General features: G+C 70.9%; 12 protein-coding genes. 8 read left to right on the forward strand and 4 right to left on the reverse strand.

Annotated features, from left to right (window positions below; genetic code table 11):
- Positions 1–10 precede the first annotated feature (10 nt).
- Positions 11–844: an alpha/beta hydrolase gene (locus tag NOO62_RS37265; protein ID WP_268775206.1), complete on the reverse strand. Its 834-nt coding sequence runs from the start codon at positions 842–844 to the stop codon at positions 11–13.
- Between the two features lie 155 nt (positions 845–999).
- Positions 1000–2196: an ROK family transcriptional regulator gene (locus NOO62_RS37270; RefSeq protein WP_268775207.1), complete on the reverse strand. Its 1197-nt coding sequence runs from the start codon at positions 2194–2196 to the stop codon at positions 1000–1002.
- A 199-nt stretch (positions 2197–2395) separates the two neighbouring features.
- On the opposite strand from NOO62_RS37270, the gene NOO62_RS37275 reads away from it, so the two are divergent.
- The 6 genes from NOO62_RS37275 to NOO62_RS37300 all read left to right on the forward strand — a co-directional run bounded on the left by NOO62_RS37275 (position 2396) and on the right by NOO62_RS37300 (position 11276).
- Positions 2396–3928 (forward strand): sugar ABC transporter ATP-binding protein, encoded by a 1533-nt coding sequence (locus NOO62_RS37275; RefSeq protein WP_268775955.1) that lies wholly within the window; start codon positions 2396–2398, stop codon positions 3926–3928.
- Positions 3925–4929 (forward strand): ABC transporter permease, encoded by a 1005-nt coding sequence (locus NOO62_RS37280; protein WP_268775208.1) that lies wholly within the window; start codon positions 3925–3927, stop codon positions 4927–4929. Before NOO62_RS37275 ends, NOO62_RS37280 begins: the two co-directional genes overlap by 4 nt.
- Positions 4926–5936, forward strand: a complete 1011-nt coding sequence (locus tag NOO62_RS37285; protein WP_268775209.1) for an ABC transporter permease — start codon at positions 4926–4928, stop codon at positions 5934–5936. Before NOO62_RS37280 ends, NOO62_RS37285 begins: the two co-directional genes overlap by 4 nt.
- 8 nt (positions 5937–5944) lie before the next feature.
- On the forward strand, positions 5945–7165 hold the full coding sequence (locus tag NOO62_RS37290; RefSeq protein ID WP_268775956.1) for a substrate-binding domain-containing protein: 1221 nt from the start codon (positions 5945–5947) through the stop codon (positions 7163–7165).
- Complete coding sequence (locus NOO62_RS37295) at positions 7162–8058, forward strand: sugar phosphate isomerase/epimerase family protein (protein WP_268775210.1); 897 nt, start codon at positions 7162–7164, stop codon at positions 8056–8058. The genes NOO62_RS37290 and NOO62_RS37295 overlap by 4 nt, the downstream gene beginning before the upstream one ends.
- 77 nt (positions 8059–8135) lie before the next feature.
- Complete coding sequence (locus NOO62_RS37300; protein WP_268775211.1) at positions 8136–11276, forward strand: ThuA domain-containing protein; 3141 nt, start codon at positions 8136–8138, stop codon at positions 11274–11276.
- Positions 11277–11337: 61 nt separating this feature from the next.
- On the opposite strand, the gene NOO62_RS37305 is transcribed toward NOO62_RS37300, so the two are convergent.
- Positions 11338–12525, reverse strand: coding sequence for an aminoglycoside phosphotransferase family protein (locus NOO62_RS37305; protein WP_268775212.1), 1188 nt, complete (start codon positions 12523–12525; stop codon positions 11338–11340).
- A gap of 235 nt (positions 12526–12760) precedes the next feature.
- Between NOO62_RS37305 and NOO62_RS37310 the strand changes: the two genes are divergently transcribed.
- Complete coding sequence (locus NOO62_RS37310) at positions 12761–14248, forward strand: hypothetical protein (RefSeq protein ID WP_268775213.1); 1488 nt, start codon at positions 12761–12763, stop codon at positions 14246–14248.
- Between the two features lie 46 nt (positions 14249–14294).
- Here the strand turns inward: NOO62_RS37310 and NOO62_RS37315 are convergent, their stop codons facing one another.
- Positions 14295–15731: a PP2C family protein-serine/threonine phosphatase gene (locus NOO62_RS37315; protein WP_268775214.1), complete on the reverse strand. Its 1437-nt coding sequence runs from the start codon at positions 15729–15731 to the stop codon at positions 14295–14297.
- Positions 15732–16320: 589 nt separating this feature from the next.
- On the opposite strand from NOO62_RS37315, the gene NOO62_RS37320 reads away from it, so the two are divergent.
- Positions 16321–16857 (forward strand): flavodoxin domain-containing protein, encoded by a 537-nt coding sequence (locus NOO62_RS37320; protein WP_268775215.1) that lies wholly within the window; start codon positions 16321–16323, stop codon positions 16855–16857.
- Positions 16858–16911 lie beyond the last annotated feature (54 nt).

Below are 16911 nucleotides of genomic sequence, written 5' to 3' on the forward strand. Positions count from 1 at the left end.
ACGCGCGCCGTCAGACGAACCGGCGTACGAACGCGAGCGCGACGTCCGCGACCTCCTGCCACCTGCTGTCGAGCGTCAGCGCATGGTCCCGCCCGTGCAGCTCGACGATCTCCGTGACGCCCGGATTGCGCTTCTGCCGCTTGTACGCCCCGCTGGCGAGGGCCCAGGGAATGGCGTTGTCACGGCCGCCCGAGATGACGAGCAGCGGGCCGCGCTGCGGATTGCGGCAGTCCACCTTCACCTCCGTGCGGGGGTTGAGGTTGGCGAGCGCCGCCTGCATGGGCGGTGCGCACGGGGCGGGCACGGCGTACCGGTCGTAGATGGAGCGGGCCTCCTCCTCGCTGACGGCGCTGGCGTAGGCGTAGCGGAACTGCTCGTACGTCAGGGGCTTGGCGCGCTTGCGGTCGGCGGGGTTCGCGATCATCGGGATCAGCGAACGCACCGTCGACAGCGGCATCGCGAGGACGCCGCGGAACGGTGCCGGGTTGATCGCCACCGACGCCGCCGAGAGGCCGCGGCCCGCGAGGATCTGCGTGAGCAGCCCGCCGACGGAGTGCCCGATCACCACGGGCTTGCGCTCCAACGTGCCGATGAGCCCCGCCAGATGGTCGGCGACCTGCCCGACCGTCCGGCCCGCGATGGACTCGGGGCGCTCCCTGGCCTCGGTCGTCGTCGCCGCCTCGCCGGGCCACGTCAGGGCGACCGGGGCGAACCCGGCGGCCTCGAAGTGCGGCAGCCAGTGGTCCCAGCTGGCGGCCAGCATCCACAGGCCGTGCACGAACACGGCCGGTGTGCGGTCGGAGGAATTGGCCCGGTCGATCTGCTCTGCGTCGGTTGCGGACATGCCCCGACGCTATGGTCTCAAGTGTCGTGCGGTAAGGGGGATTTGGAGGTGTTGGCCGATACTGCCGCCCGCACTTCCGGATCGCGCCGTCGCGGAGGGGGCGAGTGTGTCCGAAGACGGCGCGGTGCGTTCCGCCGACGACCCGGCTTCGCGCGTCAGCGCACCGCACCCGCCAGGACACGGTCCACCTGCCGCGGTGACAGCGCGTGCTCGACCGCGAGGATCCCCGCGCCGATCGCCGCCGCGTTCTCCCCGGTACGGCTCGGCTCGATGCGCAGCACATGCGTGGCCAGCGGATGCGAGCGCCGGTAGACCGCCTCACGGACGCCCGCGAGAAGCTGGTCGTGGACGGCGGCGAGCGCCCCGCCGACGACCACCGTGTCCGGGTTGAAGAAGTTCACCAGCCCCGCGAGCACCTCGCCGACCGCCCGGCCCGCCTCGCGCACCATGCGCACGGCGTCCCGGTTGCCGGACTTGACCAGACGTACGACATCGCTGCCCGACGCAGCATCGAGGCCGAGCGCCGAGAGTCTGCGGGCGAGCGCCGCGCCGCCCGCGACCGCCTCCAGGCAGCCCGTGTTGCCGCACCGGCAGGGATCCTCCACGTCACCGACCCGGATGTGCCCGATGTCGCCCGCGCTGCCCTGCGCGCCCCGGTGCAGGCGGCCGTCGGCGACGATGCCGCAGCCGATGCCCGTGCCGACCTTGATGTAGAGGAGGTAGCGGGTGTCCGGAAACGCGCGGCGCTGCTCGGCCAGCGCCATCACGTTCACGTCGTTGTCGACGAGGGCGCGCGGGCCGAAGCGGTCGGCGAAGAACTCGGGGATGGGGAACTGGTGCCACCCCGGCATGATCGGCGGATCCACCGGCCGGCCGGTGGAGAACTCGACGGGCCCCGGCACGCCGACACCGATCGACTTGAGGCCCCCCGCGTCCCGCCCCGACTCCTTGAGCAGGGTGCGCAGCGTGCGCTCCACATGGCCGAGAACCGCCTGCGGCCCGTCCGCGATGGACAGCGGGTCCTCGCGCAGCGCCAGCGTCTCGCCTCCGATGTCCATGAGCGCCACCCGGCAGTGCGACGCACCCAGGTCCACGCCCGCCACCGCGTGCTCGCGGGTGCGCAGCCGGAGCCTGCGCGGCGGCCGCCCGCCCGTCGACCCGCCGTCGGACTCCTCCGCGAGGAAGCCGTGCGCGATCAGCGCGTCCACGCGCTGCGAGACCGTCGACCGTGCGAGGCCCGTCAGGCGGGCGATGTCCGCACGCGTCTCCGCGGCACCGGCGCGCAGCAGGGCGAGCACCTCACCGGGTGAGGACGGCACGGCTGCGGGGAGATGATCCGGCGCTCCAGACATGCCGCCACCCTAGGGACGACTTTCGCTGCTCACAAGGCCGATGCTGTTCGATCGTCGACCTAAGTCAACGTCAAATACCGTACAGGCAAACGTGCTTGAGCCCTTGACAGGTCAAAGCTCGCTCACCACATTGCTCTGCAGACCGCTGCCGAAGGAGCCGAGGGTGCAGGCGATGCAGGCAAGCCAGGTGAACCGCACGATGCTGACGATGCACGGCGTCTCCAAGAGTTTTCTCGGGGTGCGCGTGCTGCACGGGGTCTCACTCGACCTGGCCGCGGGCGAGGTGCACGCGCTCGTCGGCGAGAACGGCGCGGGAAAGTCGACCCTGATGAAGATCCTCGCCGGTGAGCACGTACCGGACGAGGGCACGATCACGCTCGACGGCACGGAACACGCCTTCACGCACCCCGCGCAGGCGCAGGCCGCCGGAATCGGCATCATCCACCAGGAGTTCGCGCTCCTCGCACACCGCACCGTCGCCGAGAACGTCTTCCTCGGCCGCGAACCCACCCGCCGCGGCCTCGTCGACCGCCGCACGATGGAGACCCGCACGGCCGCACTCCTCGACGAGGTCGGCGTGCCGGGCATCACCCCGCGCACGTACGTCCGTGATCTCTCCGTCGCCCGCCAGCAGACCGTCGAGATCGTCAAGGCGCTCGCCTCCGACGTACGCGTGCTGGTGATGGACGAGCCGACCGCGCCCCTCGCCGACCACGAAGCAGGCCTCCTGCACGCGCTCGTACGCCGCCTCGCGGCGCGCGGCCTCGGCATCCTGTACATCTCGCACCGCCTGCGCGAGGTCTTCGACCTGTCGCAGCGCATCACGGTCCTGAAGGACGGCCGCCACGTGACGACCGTAACCACCGCGCGGACCGACACCGGCCAGGTCGTACGCGCCATGGTCGGCCGGGAACTGAGCGCCTACTACCCGCCCCGCGCCCGCCCCGACGACCCCGGAGACGTCCGCCTGAGCGTGCACGGCGGCGGCAACGGCCGACTGACGGGCATCGACCTCACCCTGCGCGCCGGCGAGGTCACCGGCATCGCGGGGCTCCAGGGATCCGGCCGCACCTCCCTGGCCCGCGCCCTGTTCGGCGCCGCACCCTTCACCGAAGGCACCATGACCGTCGACGGCACCGAGCTGCGCCCCACGTCCCCGCGCCGCGCCATCCGCGCCGGCATCGCCCTGGTCACCGAGGACCGCAAGACCGAAGGCCTCGCGCTGCGCCAGTCCGTGCGCGACAACGCGCTCCTCGTCACCCGCGCCGTCCCCGACCCGAACCGGCCGCCCGCCGCCCGCGAACTGACCGCGCTCCTGGAGCGGGTCCAGCTGCACGCACGCGGCGAGGACCAGCAGACCCAGTACCTCTCCGGCGGCAACCAGCAGAAGGTCGTCATCGCCAAATGGCTCGCCGCACGGCCCCGCGTGCTGCTCTTCGACGAGCCGACCCGCGGCGTCGACGTCGGCGCCAAAGCCGCCATCCACACCCTCGTCCGCGACCTGGCCCGCGAAGGCCTCGCCGTTCTCATCGTCTCCTCCGAACTGCCCGAACTCATCGGCATGAGCGACCGGATCCTCGTCATGGCCGACGGCCGCATCGCCGGTGAACTCCCGCCGGGCGCCGCCGAGGAGGACGTCATGCGCCTCGCCACCGGACACCCCGCAGCGCGCCCGGCGCCGGACCCCGAACCATCGGCGCCCGGCAGACCCACAGAGGAAGGAGCCGCATGACCGGCACCGCCGTCGCGCCGCCGCCCACCGTGAGAGAGAGCGCCCCGCACCGCCGCAACCGATTCACCGACCCCGCCGTCGGCATCTGGCTCGCGGCCGCCGCCGTCACCGCACTCGGCTGGATCGTCGTCGCCGCCCGCGGCGGTGACTTCCTCACCCTCGCCAACGTCGTCGGCATCCTCCAGAACTGCGTCGCCCTCGGCCTCGTCGCCGTCGGCCAGACCGCCGTCATCCTCACCGGCTCCCTCGACCTGTCGGTGGCCTACCTCATCAGCCTCGGCACGCTCGTCGCCGCCACCACCATGGAGGACGGCGGCGTCGTCACCGCGATCCTCGCCGTCCTCGCGCTGTCGGCCGCCGTCGGCCTCGCCAACGGCCTCATCGTCACCGGACTCAAGGTCAACGCCTTCATCGCGACCCTCGGCACCGCGTTCATCCTGCGCGGCTGGATCGAGGACAACTACACAGGCCCCGCGGGCAAGGTCACCGTCTCCTTCCAGCACCTCGGCTACGACCGCGTCGGCCCCTTCCCGGTCTCCCTCTTCCTGCTCCTCGCCGTCGCCGCCGCGCTCTGGCTCATCACGCGCCGCACCCGCTTCGGCCACCACCTGTACGCCACCGGTGGCGACGAACACGCGGCCCGCCTCTCCGGCGTCCGCACCCGCCGCACCGTCATCGCCGCGCACGTCCTGTGCTCGCTGTGTGTGGGCGCCGCCGCCCTGTTCCTCGCCGCGCGCCTCGGCTCCGGCGCCCCCTGGGCCGGCACGGAGGCCCGCTACGACCTGGAGTCGATCGCCGCCGTCGTCCTCGGCGGTACGGCGCTCGCGGGCGGCCGTGGGGGAGTGGTCGGCACCCTCGGCGGCGTCCTCGTACTGGCCGTCCTCGACTCCGTCTTCAACCAGCTCGGCGTCGACCCGTTCTTCAAGAACGTCGTCCGCGGCGTCGTCATCATCGCCGCCGTCGCCCTCTACGCCCGGCGCGGCAGCAGGAGGCCCGCATGACCACGGCCACGGCGACCGGCGCGACGTACCAGCGCGTGGTCCGCTCCCTGGGTACCGGCGCCCCGGTCTACGCGCTCCTCGCGGCGCTGCTCGTCCTCCTCGCCGTCACCGACATCGGCTTCTACGAACCCGACCGCTTCCTCGCCTTCGTCAAACGGGCGGCGCCCCTCGTGATCCTCGCGGCAGGCCAGTACCTGGTCATCGTCTGCGGCGAGTTCGACCTGTCCGTGGGTGCGATCGTGACCGCCGGGGTCGTCGCGGCGGCCGAGGTGTACGGCTCGTTCCCGGACGCGCCCTGGCCGCTCATCGCCTCCGGACTGCTGCTCGCGGGAGCCCTCGCCGGAATGGTGAACGGCCTGATCACCACCTGGCTGCGCGTGCCGTCGTTCATCACCACCCTCGGCATGATGCTGATCCTCGAAGGAGCCGTCTTCTACTGGACGGGCGGCTCGCCGCACGGCCGACTCCCGCAGGACTTCCGGCAGCTGGGGCGCGGCACCGCGATGGGCTGGCTGCCCTGGGCCGTCGTCGCCTGTCTGGCCGCGGGCGCCCTCGCGGTCCTCCTGATGCGCTCCGACTTCGGCCGCACGCTCCTCGCCACCGGGGACAGTGAACGCACCGCCGCCCTGTCGGGGGTACGCGTGCACCGGGCGCGCGTCATCGCCTTCGTCCTGTCCGGGGTGGCCGCCGCGCTCGCCGCCGTCCTCGTCGGCGGCTTCTCCGGTGTGTCCGCGCAGGCCGGGCGGGGGTACGAGTTCGAGGCGATCACCGCCGTGGTCCTCGGCGGCGTCGTGCTCGGCGGCGGCCGGGGCAGCGTCGTCGCCGCGATGGCCGGCGCGTTCTCCTTGCAGGCCCTGTTCACCCTGCTCAATCTGCGGGGCGTGTCCGGCGCCCTGGAGTCCACCGTCCAGGGCGTCATCGTCATCGCCGCCGTCGGCATCGGCGCCGCCGACTGGTCCCGGCTGCGCCGCCGGCGTACTCACCCCTCGGGAGGGACCCCCTCATGAACCCCCTCATGGACCCCCGCACGGTCCGTAGACCCATGCTCGCGTCGGCCGCCGTCCTGCTGTCGGGCGTCCTGCTCGCCGCGTGCTCCAGCGACACCCCGCTCGACGCGCCCGCCGCGGCGAGCGGAAGCACGGACACGGACACGGGCGGCGACAAGCCGTCCAAGTTCTTCGAACGCTCCGAGTACAAAAGGCAGTTGGCGCTCGCCCGCGAGACCCCGAGGGGCCCGGCGGGCAAGCCCTGGGAGCAGATGCTCGAACCGCAGATGACCAGCACCGCCCAGTACGAGAAGAACGGCAAGGGCGGCGTCCACCTCTGCTTCTCCAACGCGGGGGTGTTCAACCCCTGGCGGCAGGTCGGCCTCAAGACCATGAAGGCCGAGGTGAAGCTGCACGGGAACATCTCCGACTTCACCGTCCTCGACGCGCAGGGCAAGGACGACAAGCAGATCTCCGACATCCAGGAGCTCGCGGGGAACAAGGACTGCGACGCCCTCATCGTCTCCCCGAACACCACCGCCACCCTCACCCCCGCCGTGAAGGAGGCCTGCGGCAAGCTGCCCGTCATCGTCTTCGACCGCGGTGTCGAGACGGACTGCGCGGTCACCTTCGTCAACCCGATCGGCGGGTACGGCTACGGCGCGGTCGCCGCCGACTTCCTCGTCGACGAGGTCGAGCCCAAGGGCAAGATCCTCGCCCTGCGGATCTCGCCGGGCGTCGACGTCCTGGAGACCCGCTGGTCGGCGGCGAAGCTCGCCTTCGACAGGAGTCGACTCGACGTCGCCGACGTGAAGTTCACCGACGGCGACCCCGCCAAGACCAAGTCCATCGTCGCCGACGCCATCTCCCGGCACGGCTCCATCGACGGCGTGTGGATGGACTCCGGCGCCACCGCGGTCGCCGCCGTCGAGGCCTTCGAGGACGCGGGTGTCGACGTACCGCCCATCACCGGCGAGGACCAGCAGGACTTCCTGGAGGCCTGGAAGGACAAGAAGCTCACCGCGATCGCCCCCACCTATCCGACCTTCCAGTGGCGTACGCCGGTCATCGCGGCCCTGCGCGTCCTGGGCGGCAAGCCGGTCCCCAAGGAGTGGAAGCTGCCGCAGCCCACCGTCACGCAGGCCAACCTCGACGAGTACCTCCGCGACGGCATGCCGCCGCTGCACTACGCCATGTGCGGCTGCCAGAAACTGCCCGGCTACCCCGGGGACTGGGGAGGCGAGAAGTGACACCGACGGACAGGCCTCAACACATCGACCCAACATGGCAGTTGGGCGCCAACCCCTGGATCTGGCACTCGCCGGTGACCACCGACGCCCTCGCCGCGACCCTGCCCCGCCTCGCCGACTGGGGCTTCGACTGCGCGGAACTCCCCCTGGAGAACCCCGACGACTGGAACGCGGCGGCCGTCACCAAGGTCCTCGACGCCACCGGCATCTCCCCGGCCGCCGTCGTCGCGGTCATGTCCGACGGCCGCAACCTCGTCCGGGCCGACCCGGTCACCGCCCGCACCACCCAGGACTACCTCCGCCGCTGCGTCGACGCGGCACACGCGGTGGGCGCCCCCGTGGTGGCCGGGCCCGTGTACGCGCCGGTCGGCCGCACCTGGCGCATGGACCACGCCGTGCGCAGGGACGCGTACGAGGAATGGCGGGCCAACATCGCCCCGGTCGTCGCCTACGCGGCCCGCGCCGGAGTACACATCGCCGTCGAGCCCCTCAACCGGTACGAGACGAGCCTGCTCAACACCGTCGCCCAGACCCTCGACGCCCTCGAAGGCCTCCCCGAGGACGCCATCGGCATCGCCCTGGACACGTACCACCAGAACATCGAGGAGCACTCCCTGCCCGAGGCCGTGGCCGTCGCGGCGGGGCGCATCGCCCACGTCCAGGTGTGCGCCAACGACCGCGGCGCGCCCGGCGCCGACCACCTCGACTGGCCCGGCTTCCTCTCCGCGCTGCGGGCGGCGGAGTACCGGGGCCCCCTGTGCGTCGAGTCGTTCACGGCCCACAACGACGCCATCGCGGTCGCCGCGTCCGTCTGGCGGCCGCTGGCCCGCAGCCAGGACGCGCTCGCCACGGACGGCCTCGGCTTCCTGCGCCGGACCCTCGCGGCCCTCTGAGTCTTCTGAGACTTCCGGCATCCGGCATCCGGCATCCCCGCCCCGTCCTGTCCCGTCCATATAGAGAGGACCAGCTCATGAGCTGTCATGCTCGTGACATCACCGGTCTCCGAGGCCTACGAAGAGCGTTCGTCGCCCTGACCGCCGCCCTGCTCCTCACCGTGGCCTTCCTGCCCGGCACCGGAGCCACGGCGGCCGACAAGACCCCCGCCTTCCGCGCCCTGCTCTTCACCAAGGCCGTCGGTTACGTCCACGACTCCATCCCCGTCGGCGTGAAAATGGTCCAGGAACAGGCCGCCGCGGAGAACTTCGAGGTCGTCCGGACCGACGACGCCACCGTCTTCGACGACGCCAAGCTCAAGGACTTCGACGTCATCATCATGCTGCAGAACTCCGGCATGGTCTGGGACACCGAGGCGCAGCGCGACGCCATGAAGAAGTACGTGAAGAGCGGCAAGGGCGTCGTCGCGCTGCACAACACCCTCGACATGGGCGTCGAGGACTCCTTCCCCTGGTGGGACGAGCTCATCAACGCCGGTGCCCACATGCCCGCCCACTCCCCGGGCGTCCTCAAGGGCACCGCCAAGGTCGCCGACCGCGCCCACCCCTCCACCAAGGGCCTCCCGGAGCGCTGGGAGCGCCCGGAGGAGTGGTACAACTTCGACAAGAACCCCCGCGGCGACGTCCACGTCCTGGTCACCGCCGACGAGACCACGTACGACCCGGGCGGCTCCGCGATGGGCGCCGACCACCCCATCTCCTGGTGCCGCAACGCCGAGGGCGGCAAGGTGTGGGCCACCGCCATGGGCCACGACAAGGCCTCCTACACCGAGCCCGCCTTCCGTGAGCACGTACTCGGCGGCATCAAATGGGCCGCGGGCAACGCACCCGGCGACTGCGGCGGCACCGTCTGGTCCGGCTACGAGAAGACCGCACTCGACGACAACACCGCCGACCCCATGGAGCTCGACGTCGCCAAGGACGGCAAGGTCTTCTACGTCCAGCGCAGCGGCGAGGTGAAGATCTTCGACCCGAAGACCCACGCCACGAGCACCGCGGGCAAGCTCGACGTGTACACGGGCGGCGAGGACGGCCTGGTCGGCATGGAGCTCGACCCCAAGTTCGCCACCAACCGCTGGATCTACCTCTACTACGCGCCCGCCAAGGCCACCGACGACGTCAACCGGCTCTCGCGCTTCACGGTCAAGACGGACAACACCCTCGACCTCGCAAGCGAGAAGAGGCTCCTCGACGTCCCCGCCTACCGCGACCGCACCTTCCCCGAACCCGGCCACACCGGCGGCGCCGTCGAGTTCGGCCCCGACCGCACCCTCTACCTCGGTGTCGGCGACGACACCCCGCCCAACCTCGACCCCGCCTGGCAGGGCTACGCCCCGCTCGACTGGCGCCCCGGCAAGCAGATGCTGGACGCCGCCCGCACCGCGGGCAGCACCAACGACCTGCGCGGCAAGATCCTGCGCATCAAGCCCAAGGACAAGGGCGGCTACACCATCCCCAAGGGCAACCTCTTCAAGCCGGGCACGGCCAAGACCCGCCCCGAGATCTACGCCATGGGCTTCCGCAACCCGTTCCGCTTCACCGTCGACCCCAGGACGGGGCATGTGCACGCCTCCGACTACGGCCCCGACCGCGGCGGCCCCACCACGGAACGCGGCCCCGAGGGCCTGGTCGAGTACAACGTCATCAAGAAGGCGGGCAACTTCGGCTGGCCCTTCTGCCACGGCAACAACCAGGCCTACGCGCCGTACGACCCCGACACCCAGAAGACGGGCACCAAGTTCGACTGCGCCAAGCCCGTCAACCCGTCACCCAACAACACGGGCCTCAAGGACCTGCCGCCGCTGGAGCAGCCCGAGATCTGGTACGGCTACGGCACCTCCAAGGAGTTCCCCGAAATGGGCTCCGGCGGCTCCGCGCCCATGAGCGGCCCGGTCTACCACTACGACGCGAGGAACCCCTCCACGACGAAGTTCCCCGCCTACTTCGACGGCGCGAACTTCTTCTACGAGTGGGCGCGCGACTCCGTGAAGGAGATCCGCTTCGACAAGGACGGTAAACTCCTCAAGATCAACGACTTCCTCAAGTCGGCGAAGTTCGCCAAGCCCATGGACATGACCTTCGGGCCCGACGGATCGCTCTACGTCCTGGAGTGGGGCAGCGAGTTCGGCGGCGGCAACAACGACTCCGGCCTCTACCGCATCGACTACGCCCAAGGTCAGCGCATCCCACTCGCCAAGGCCAAAGCGTCCGCCACCAACGGCCCCGTCCCGCTGAAGGTCGACTTCTCCAGCACCGGCAGCTCCGACCCCGACGGCGACACCCTCAGCCACGCCTGGGACTTCGACGGCGACGGCACCTACGACTCGACCGACGCCAACCCCTCCCACACCTACACCGCCAAGGGCGACTTCAACGCACAGCTCAAGGTCACCGACTCCACGGGCAAGTCCGGCTACGCCAACGTCCCCGTCACCGCGGGCAACACCGCACCCAAGGTGACGATCGAGACGCCCGTCGACGGCAAGCTCATCGACTTCGGCGACGAGATCCCGTACAAGGTCACCGTGACCGACCCGGAGGACGGCACCGTCGACTGCTCCAAGGTGACCGTCAACCCGGCACTCGGCCACGACGACCACGAGCACCCCACGACCGACATCCCCGGCTGCGAGGGCACCGTCGACACCGGTGACCTCGGCGGACACCCCGAGGGGGCCGACCTCACGTACGTCCTCAACGCCAAGTACACGGACAAGGGCGGCGACGGCGTCAGTGCCCTGACCGGGTACGGACGTTCGGTGCTGCAGCCCAAGCACAAGCAGGCCGAGTACCGCGACGACCAGTCGGGGACGCGCATCGTGTCGCAGGCTGGAGCCGAGAACGGCAAACGCGTCGGCGACATCAGCGACGGCGACTGGATCGCCTTCGACCCGATGAGTGTGGAGGGCATCGACAAGGTCGCGTACAAGCTGTCCTCGCCGTACGGCCTCGGCTCCATCGAGCTGCGCGCCGACGCACCCGACGGCAAGCTCCTCGCCACGACACCCGTCCCCGACACGGGAGGCTGGGACACCTACCGGTCGACACCCGCCGTCCCGGTCGAGGCCCTGACCGGCACGCACAAGCTGTACCTGGTCTTCAAGTCGCCCCAGGACAACTCCTTCGACGTGGACGCGGTGCAGTTCTCGGCGCCATAACCGCATACGAAAGGTCCGCGGTGCGCCCCTGTCCAAAGCGCACCGCGGACCTGTCTCCCCGTCAGCGAGTGCCGACCGCCGCACGCACGGCCCGGCGGGCCAGCTGGCAGTCGTCGTGCAGCCGCCTCAGCAGCAGCCGCTGTTCCTCGCCGGACGGCGCAGCACCGGGATGGGCCGGGCCCGGTGCCGCCGGGGCCGCGTCGTGCATCGAACGCTGCACGGCCGTTTCGTACGTACGGATCTCGCGGGTCAGTACCAGCATCAGGTTCACCAGGAACGCGTCGCGCGCCGCCGGACCCGCGGCCTGCGCCAGCTGACTGATCTCGCGCCGCGCCACGGGGGCGTCACCGAGCACCGACCACAGGGTCGCCAGGTCGTACCCGGGCAGGTACCAGCCGGCGTGCTCCCAGTCGACGAGGACGGGCCCCGGAGGCGAGAGAAGGATGTTCGACAGCAGGGCGTCACCGTGGCAGAACTGCCACATCGACTGGTGGCCGTTGCCCTGGTGTGCGACGGAGTGCGCGATGCCGTGCAGCAGCTTCTGCAGGTCGCCCATGTCGCGGTCCGTCAGCAGGCCCAGCTCGTGGAAGCGGGTGATGCGCTTGCCGTAGTCCATCGGCTTGCCGAACATCTCGGTCGGCGGTCGCCACTGGTTGAGGCGGCAGATGGAGCTCAGCGCCGCCCGGATGTCCGGGCGCGGCGGGGACTCGATGGGGTGCCGGTGCAGTGCCGCCACCCGTCCGGGCATCCGCTCGATCACCAGCGTGCAGTCGTCCGGATCGGCTGCGATGAGCCGCGGCGCCCGGACCGGCGGGCGGTGCCGGACGAACGAGCGGTATACCGCTATTTCGTGCCTGATCCGCTCCGCCCAGCCGGGTGACCGGTCCAGCAGACACTTGGCGACGGCGGTGCTGCGGCCCGTCGTGCCGACGAGCAGCACGGTGCGACCACTTCTGCGGAGCACCTGCACCGGATTGAACTCGGGGCAGATGCGGTGCACCGAAGCAATCGCGGTGCGCAGTTGCGCCCCCTGGGGGCCGGACAAGTCGAGTCTCCCGCTGAGCGTTTGCGTGCCGGCCCCCGGCGTACGGGGCGTGCGGCCGACGCCCAGCGGCGCGCCCGCGGGGCGCACCGGCTCCAGATAGGGGCCGTTCCCCGACGACGGGGTCACCTCGCGGCTCCGGGGGACCGGAGGGCGCGGGTGCAGCGGCCGGGGCGGGGCGGACACGGAGGACGATGCTGCGTACATGGGCGATACAGATCCCTTCGTGTGCCTGCGAATTGCGTGCGCCTCCCGGCCCGATCACTTTCGGGTGCACCCTGGGGAGTGCCTTGCGGCGACCGGGTCGGGGTGGCGCACTCCTACCTGACACCCGCCGTCCCCTGGCACACCATGTGGCGCACCCTGGCGAACCCTGGCGAATAGTCGCTCAGCAACTGACAGAGGGTTACTGTCAACTCAGCCGAGAACCTGGGGGCTTGACGTGAACGGACAACCCAACACCCGCCTGTCGGACCTGTTCGGCCTGGCCGGCTGGTCGAAGGGGGAGCTCGCGAGACTGGTGAACCGGCAGGCGGCGGCCATGGGCCACCCCCAGCTGGCCACCGACACCTCGCGGGTGCGGCGGTGGATCGACATGGGAGAGATCCCGCGCGATCCGGTGCCACGGGTGCTGGCTGTTCTGTTCACCGAGCGTCTCGGCCGTGTCGTGACCACTGAGGATCTGGGTCTGGTCCGGCACGGGCGCGTAGGGAAGCGGCGCGGCGACGGGAGTGTGGAGCACCCCGACGGCGTGCCGTGGGCGCCCGAGCGGACGGCCGCGGTCCTCACCGAATTCACGGGAATGGACCTCATGCTCAACCGACGCGGCTTGGTGGGCGCGGGCGCTGCGCTTGCCGCAGGCTCCGCACTCAGCAGCGCCATGCACGACTGGCTGCACACCGATCCGACCCTCAAGGCGGACGCCCCCCGTATCGCAGATCCCCTGCACGTCGACCCCGCGGGGCTCGATCGCTACGAGGCCGCTCCCATCGGGTCCCAGGAGATCGAGGAACTGGAGCGCTCCGTCGAAGTGTTCCGCGCCTGGGACGCGGCCCGCGGGGGCGGGCTGCAGCGCAAGGCCGTGGTGGGTCAGCTCAATGAAGTGGGCGGCATGCTCGCCTACCGGCACCCCGATCACCTCCAGCGTCGCCTGTGGGGCGTCGCCGCCAACCTGGCCGTGCTCGCGGGCTGGATGTCGCACGACGTCGGCCTGGAGCCCACGGCGCAGAAGTACTTCGTCATCGCGGCGCACGCCGCTCGCGAGGGCGGCGACCGCCCGCGCGCCGGTGAAGCACTGTCGCGGGCCGCGCGTCAGATGGTGCACCTCGGCAAACCGGACGACGCCCTGGACCTGATGAAGCTCGCCCAGTCGGGCGCGGGCGAGGAGGCCCTGCCCCGCACTCGGGCGATGCTGTACACCATCGAGGCCTGGGCCCACGCGTCGATGGGGCGCGGCCAGGCGATGCGGCGCACGCTCGGCCTCGCCGAGGACCTCTTCGTGTCCGACAAGGGGGACGTGCCGACGCCGAGCTGGATGCAGATGTTCGACGAGGCGGATCTGCACGGCATGCAGGCCCTGGCCTATCGCACCCTCGCCGAGCATGAGGCGTCCGCGGCGAGCGCCGCACAGCGGCACGCGAAGGAGGCGATCGAGCTGCGGGCCAAGAACCGCGACCGTTCGCAGATCTTCGACTACATCTCCCTCGCCTCGGCCTGCTTCATCGCCGACGACCCCGAGCAGGCCGACCGGTACGCGCGGTTGGCGCTGGTCTCGATGCGGGCGAACTCCTCGCACCGCACCTGGGACCGGCTGCGTGAGATGTACCGGCTGACCGCGCAGTACGCGGGCTACCCGAAGATCCAGGACCTGCGCGAGGAGATCAAGTTCGCCCTGCCGAAGGGCGCCAGGGGGAGGACGGCGAGGGCGTAGCTCAACGGAGCGGATAAGACATCGCGCGGCCGAAGGGTCCGGGACCTCAGACCCGCGCGACCAACAGGCAGGCGTCGTCCTCACGAGGTGCCGCGCCGAATTCCTCGACGACGGTCCGCACGCAGTCCTGTGCCGTACGCGCCTTGGCGAAACGGGGCGCGAGGGAGAGCAGCAGGCCCGTCGCCGTGTCCCTGTCGCGCCGCGGCACCAGGCCGTCGGTGTGCAGCAGCAACAGGTCTCCGGGCCGCAGTTGCTCATCGGCCTGCTCGTACTTCGCGCCGGAGGTCGCGCCCAGGAGCACGCCGTGCGGTGGCGTCAGTGTGCGCCCTGTCCCGTCGCGGAACAGCAGCGGGGCGGGGTGCCCGGCCTGCGCCCAGGTGAGTACGTGCGTGGCGGGATCGAAACGGCAACAGACGGCGCTGCCGAGGGCGGGCTGAACCGTGGCATCCAGCAGCTGGTTCAGCCAGCCCATGATCTGGCCGGGCTGTGCGAGGTGGCCGGGCTGCGCACCGGCGACCGCCATGCCGCGCAGCGCGCCGAGCAGCATCGCCATGCCGGAGGTAACGGCGACGCCGTGCCCGGTGAGGTCGCCGACGCTCAGCAGGGCGTCGCCGCAGGGCAGTTCCATCGCGTCGTACCAGTCTCCGCCGATGAGCGCGCTGGTCGCGGAAGGGAGGTACTGAGCGGCGAGGTCGAGCCGTCCCGGCCCGCCGTGCGGCAGGCGCAGGGAGCCGCGCCAGGGCGGCAGGACCGCTTCTTGCAGGGCTACGGCGAGGCGGTGCTCGGTCTGCGCGATGTCGTGGTGGCGCTGGAGCGAGTCGCGGCTCTCCCGCACGACGCGCTGGCTGCGGCGCAGTTCGCTGACGTCCCGCAGGACGGCCCACATGGATGCGGTGGAGCCGTCGGCGGCCAGCACGGGTTCGCCCATCATGTGCACCTGGCGCTCCCGGCCGTCGGAGCGCAGGATGCGGAACTCGCCGTCGATGGGTTTTCCGTCGATGAGGCAGTCCGTGACCATCGAGGTCAGCAGGGGCTGGTCGTCGGGGTGGACGAGGGACGGGAACTCGTCGAGGGAGAGCGGGGGAGCGGCGGGGTCGCGGCCGAGGATGTCGTAGAGCTCCCCGGACCAGGTCGCCTCGTCGGTGAGGAGGTTCCACTCGGCGCTGCCCACCCGGCTCAGGAGGGAACCCCGGCCCGGCTCTGCGGACTCCGGGACGACCGGCGCCACGGGCTCCCCGCCCGTTCGCGGCGGGCCGTCGCGCAGCTGGGCCAGATGATCGTCGAGGTCGTTGAGCTGATGGACCGCCAGGTCGCACAGGGCCCGCTGCCAGCGCCCCGCCGGGTCCCCGCGGTCCGTCACGGCGTCGCGTCGCACGGCGTCGACCTCGCCGCGGAGCCGGCGCGTCTGCGAGATCAGCGCATCGACCGTGCCGCGCTCGGGCGGTTGGGCGGCTGCGTGGTCCGCAAAGACATGGGACGGCATGAGGTGCTCCGTTGAGGTGCGGTGCGACTCCGTGGAGGTGCGGTGCGACCAGCTTGACGGGTGGTGGACCGCTAATGACTTTCGCACAGCAGGGGGTGGGCCGTAAGGGATTTGGCAACACACGATGCGGTGGTGCTTCTGGCATATGCCTATGTCCTGCGGATACGTGTATCCGGGTGCGGAAGTCTAGAGGGAAAGGGTGAAGACGGTGTAGAAGTACGACGCGGAATATGGGGCTCCGGTGGCGGGTGCAGGTGTGTGCGGGGGCGAGTGGTGCCCGTGCGGCCCGAGGTGACTCCGTGGCGCGGGCCCGTCGACGCCCTCGCACCGCGTGCGAGGTGAACTCCCGTACGCAGAGGACGTGTTGGACGTACCAGAACGGCGCGATTCGACCCCTCGGCGGTGACCGCGGACAGGCTGCGTGGCGTCAACGCAACTCATTCAACCGCAGCATGGGCAACCGGGTCCGCAACCTCCTGGAGGCCGTTCTGTCGGTCGGGCGGGAGTTGGATCTTCCGCAGGTGTTTCCTCCGGGCCATGAGGCTGATACGTAACCCCCGACACGGGAACGTGGAAGGAGACCGCCGTCATGCTCAGCAAGGTGCTGGTCGCCTACGGGACGACCAATGGTTCGACCGCGCGGATAGCCGAAGCCATCGCCGACGTGCTGCGCCGGAACGGACTCGATGCCGATGCGCTCCCGGCCGGGTCCGTGGCCGACGTGGATTCCTACGACGCCGTGGTGCTGGGCGGCGCGCTCTATGCCGACCGCTGGCACAAGGACGCCCGTCGGTTCGCCCGCCGGCACCGCCGCGCGCTGGCCACGCGGCCGTTGTGGCTCTTCAGCAGCGGCCCGCTCGACGCCGCGGCAGCACAGCACGAGATACCGCCCGTGCGGGGAGCGAAGGCAGTGCTGTTCCGGTTCGACGCGGAGGAGCACCGCACCTTCGGCGGATGCCTGGAAGAAGGCGCCAAAGGGTTCATCGCGCGAAAGATCGTGGCGGCCGGCAAGGGCGGGGACTTCCGGGACTTCGCGCAGATCGAGGCGTGGGCGCAACGCATCGCTGACGCGGTGTCCGGCATTCGTCCTGCGGTGAGTTCCGAAGAACGTACGGAGAGGGGCTGAGCACGGCATCAGAGGAGACGAGGAGGGCGATTCAGCGGACCTCGGCCCATGCGG

It is taken from the genome of Streptomyces sp. Je 1-369, assembly GCF_026810505.1.
Lineage (GTDB): Bacteria > Actinomycetota > Actinomycetes > Streptomycetales > Streptomycetaceae > Streptomyces.

Bases quoted from the DNA above. Each gene is read 5' to 3' on its own strand.
- NOO62_RS37285 (WP_268775209.1), top strand. From the start codon at position 4,926: ATGACCACGGCCACGGCGACCGGCGCGACGTACCAGCGCGTGGTCCGC.
- NOO62_RS37290 (WP_268775956.1), top strand. From the start codon at position 5,945: ATGGACCCCCGCACGGTCCGTAGACCCATGCTCGCGTCGGCCGCCGTC.
- NOO62_RS37270 (WP_268775207.1), bottom strand. From the start codon at position 2,196: ATGTCTGGAGCGCCGGATCATCTCCCCGCAGCCGTGCCGTCCTCACCC.
- NOO62_RS37305 (WP_268775212.1), bottom strand. From the start codon at position 12,525: ATGTACGCAGCATCGTCCTCCGTGTCCGCCCCGCCCCGGCCGCTGCAC.
- NOO62_RS37265 (WP_268775206.1), bottom strand. From the start codon at position 844: ATGTCCGCAACCGACGCAGAGCAGATCGACCGGGCCAATTCCTCCGAC.
- NOO62_RS37280 (WP_268775208.1), top strand. From the start codon at position 3,925: ATGACCGGCACCGCCGTCGCGCCGCCGCCCACCGTGAGAGAGAGCGCC.
- NOO62_RS37315 (WP_268775214.1), bottom strand. From the start codon at position 15,731: ATGCCGTCCCATGTCTTTGCGGACCACGCAGCCGCCCAACCGCCCGAG.
- NOO62_RS37275 (WP_268775955.1), top strand. From the start codon at position 2,396: ATGCTGACGATGCACGGCGTCTCCAAGAGTTTTCTCGGGGTGCGCGTG.
- NOO62_RS37300 (WP_268775211.1), top strand. From the start codon at position 8,136: ATGAGCTGTCATGCTCGTGACATCACCGGTCTCCGAGGCCTACGAAGA.
- NOO62_RS37320 (WP_268775215.1), top strand. From the start codon at position 16,321: ATGCTCAGCAAGGTGCTGGTCGCCTACGGGACGACCAATGGTTCGACC.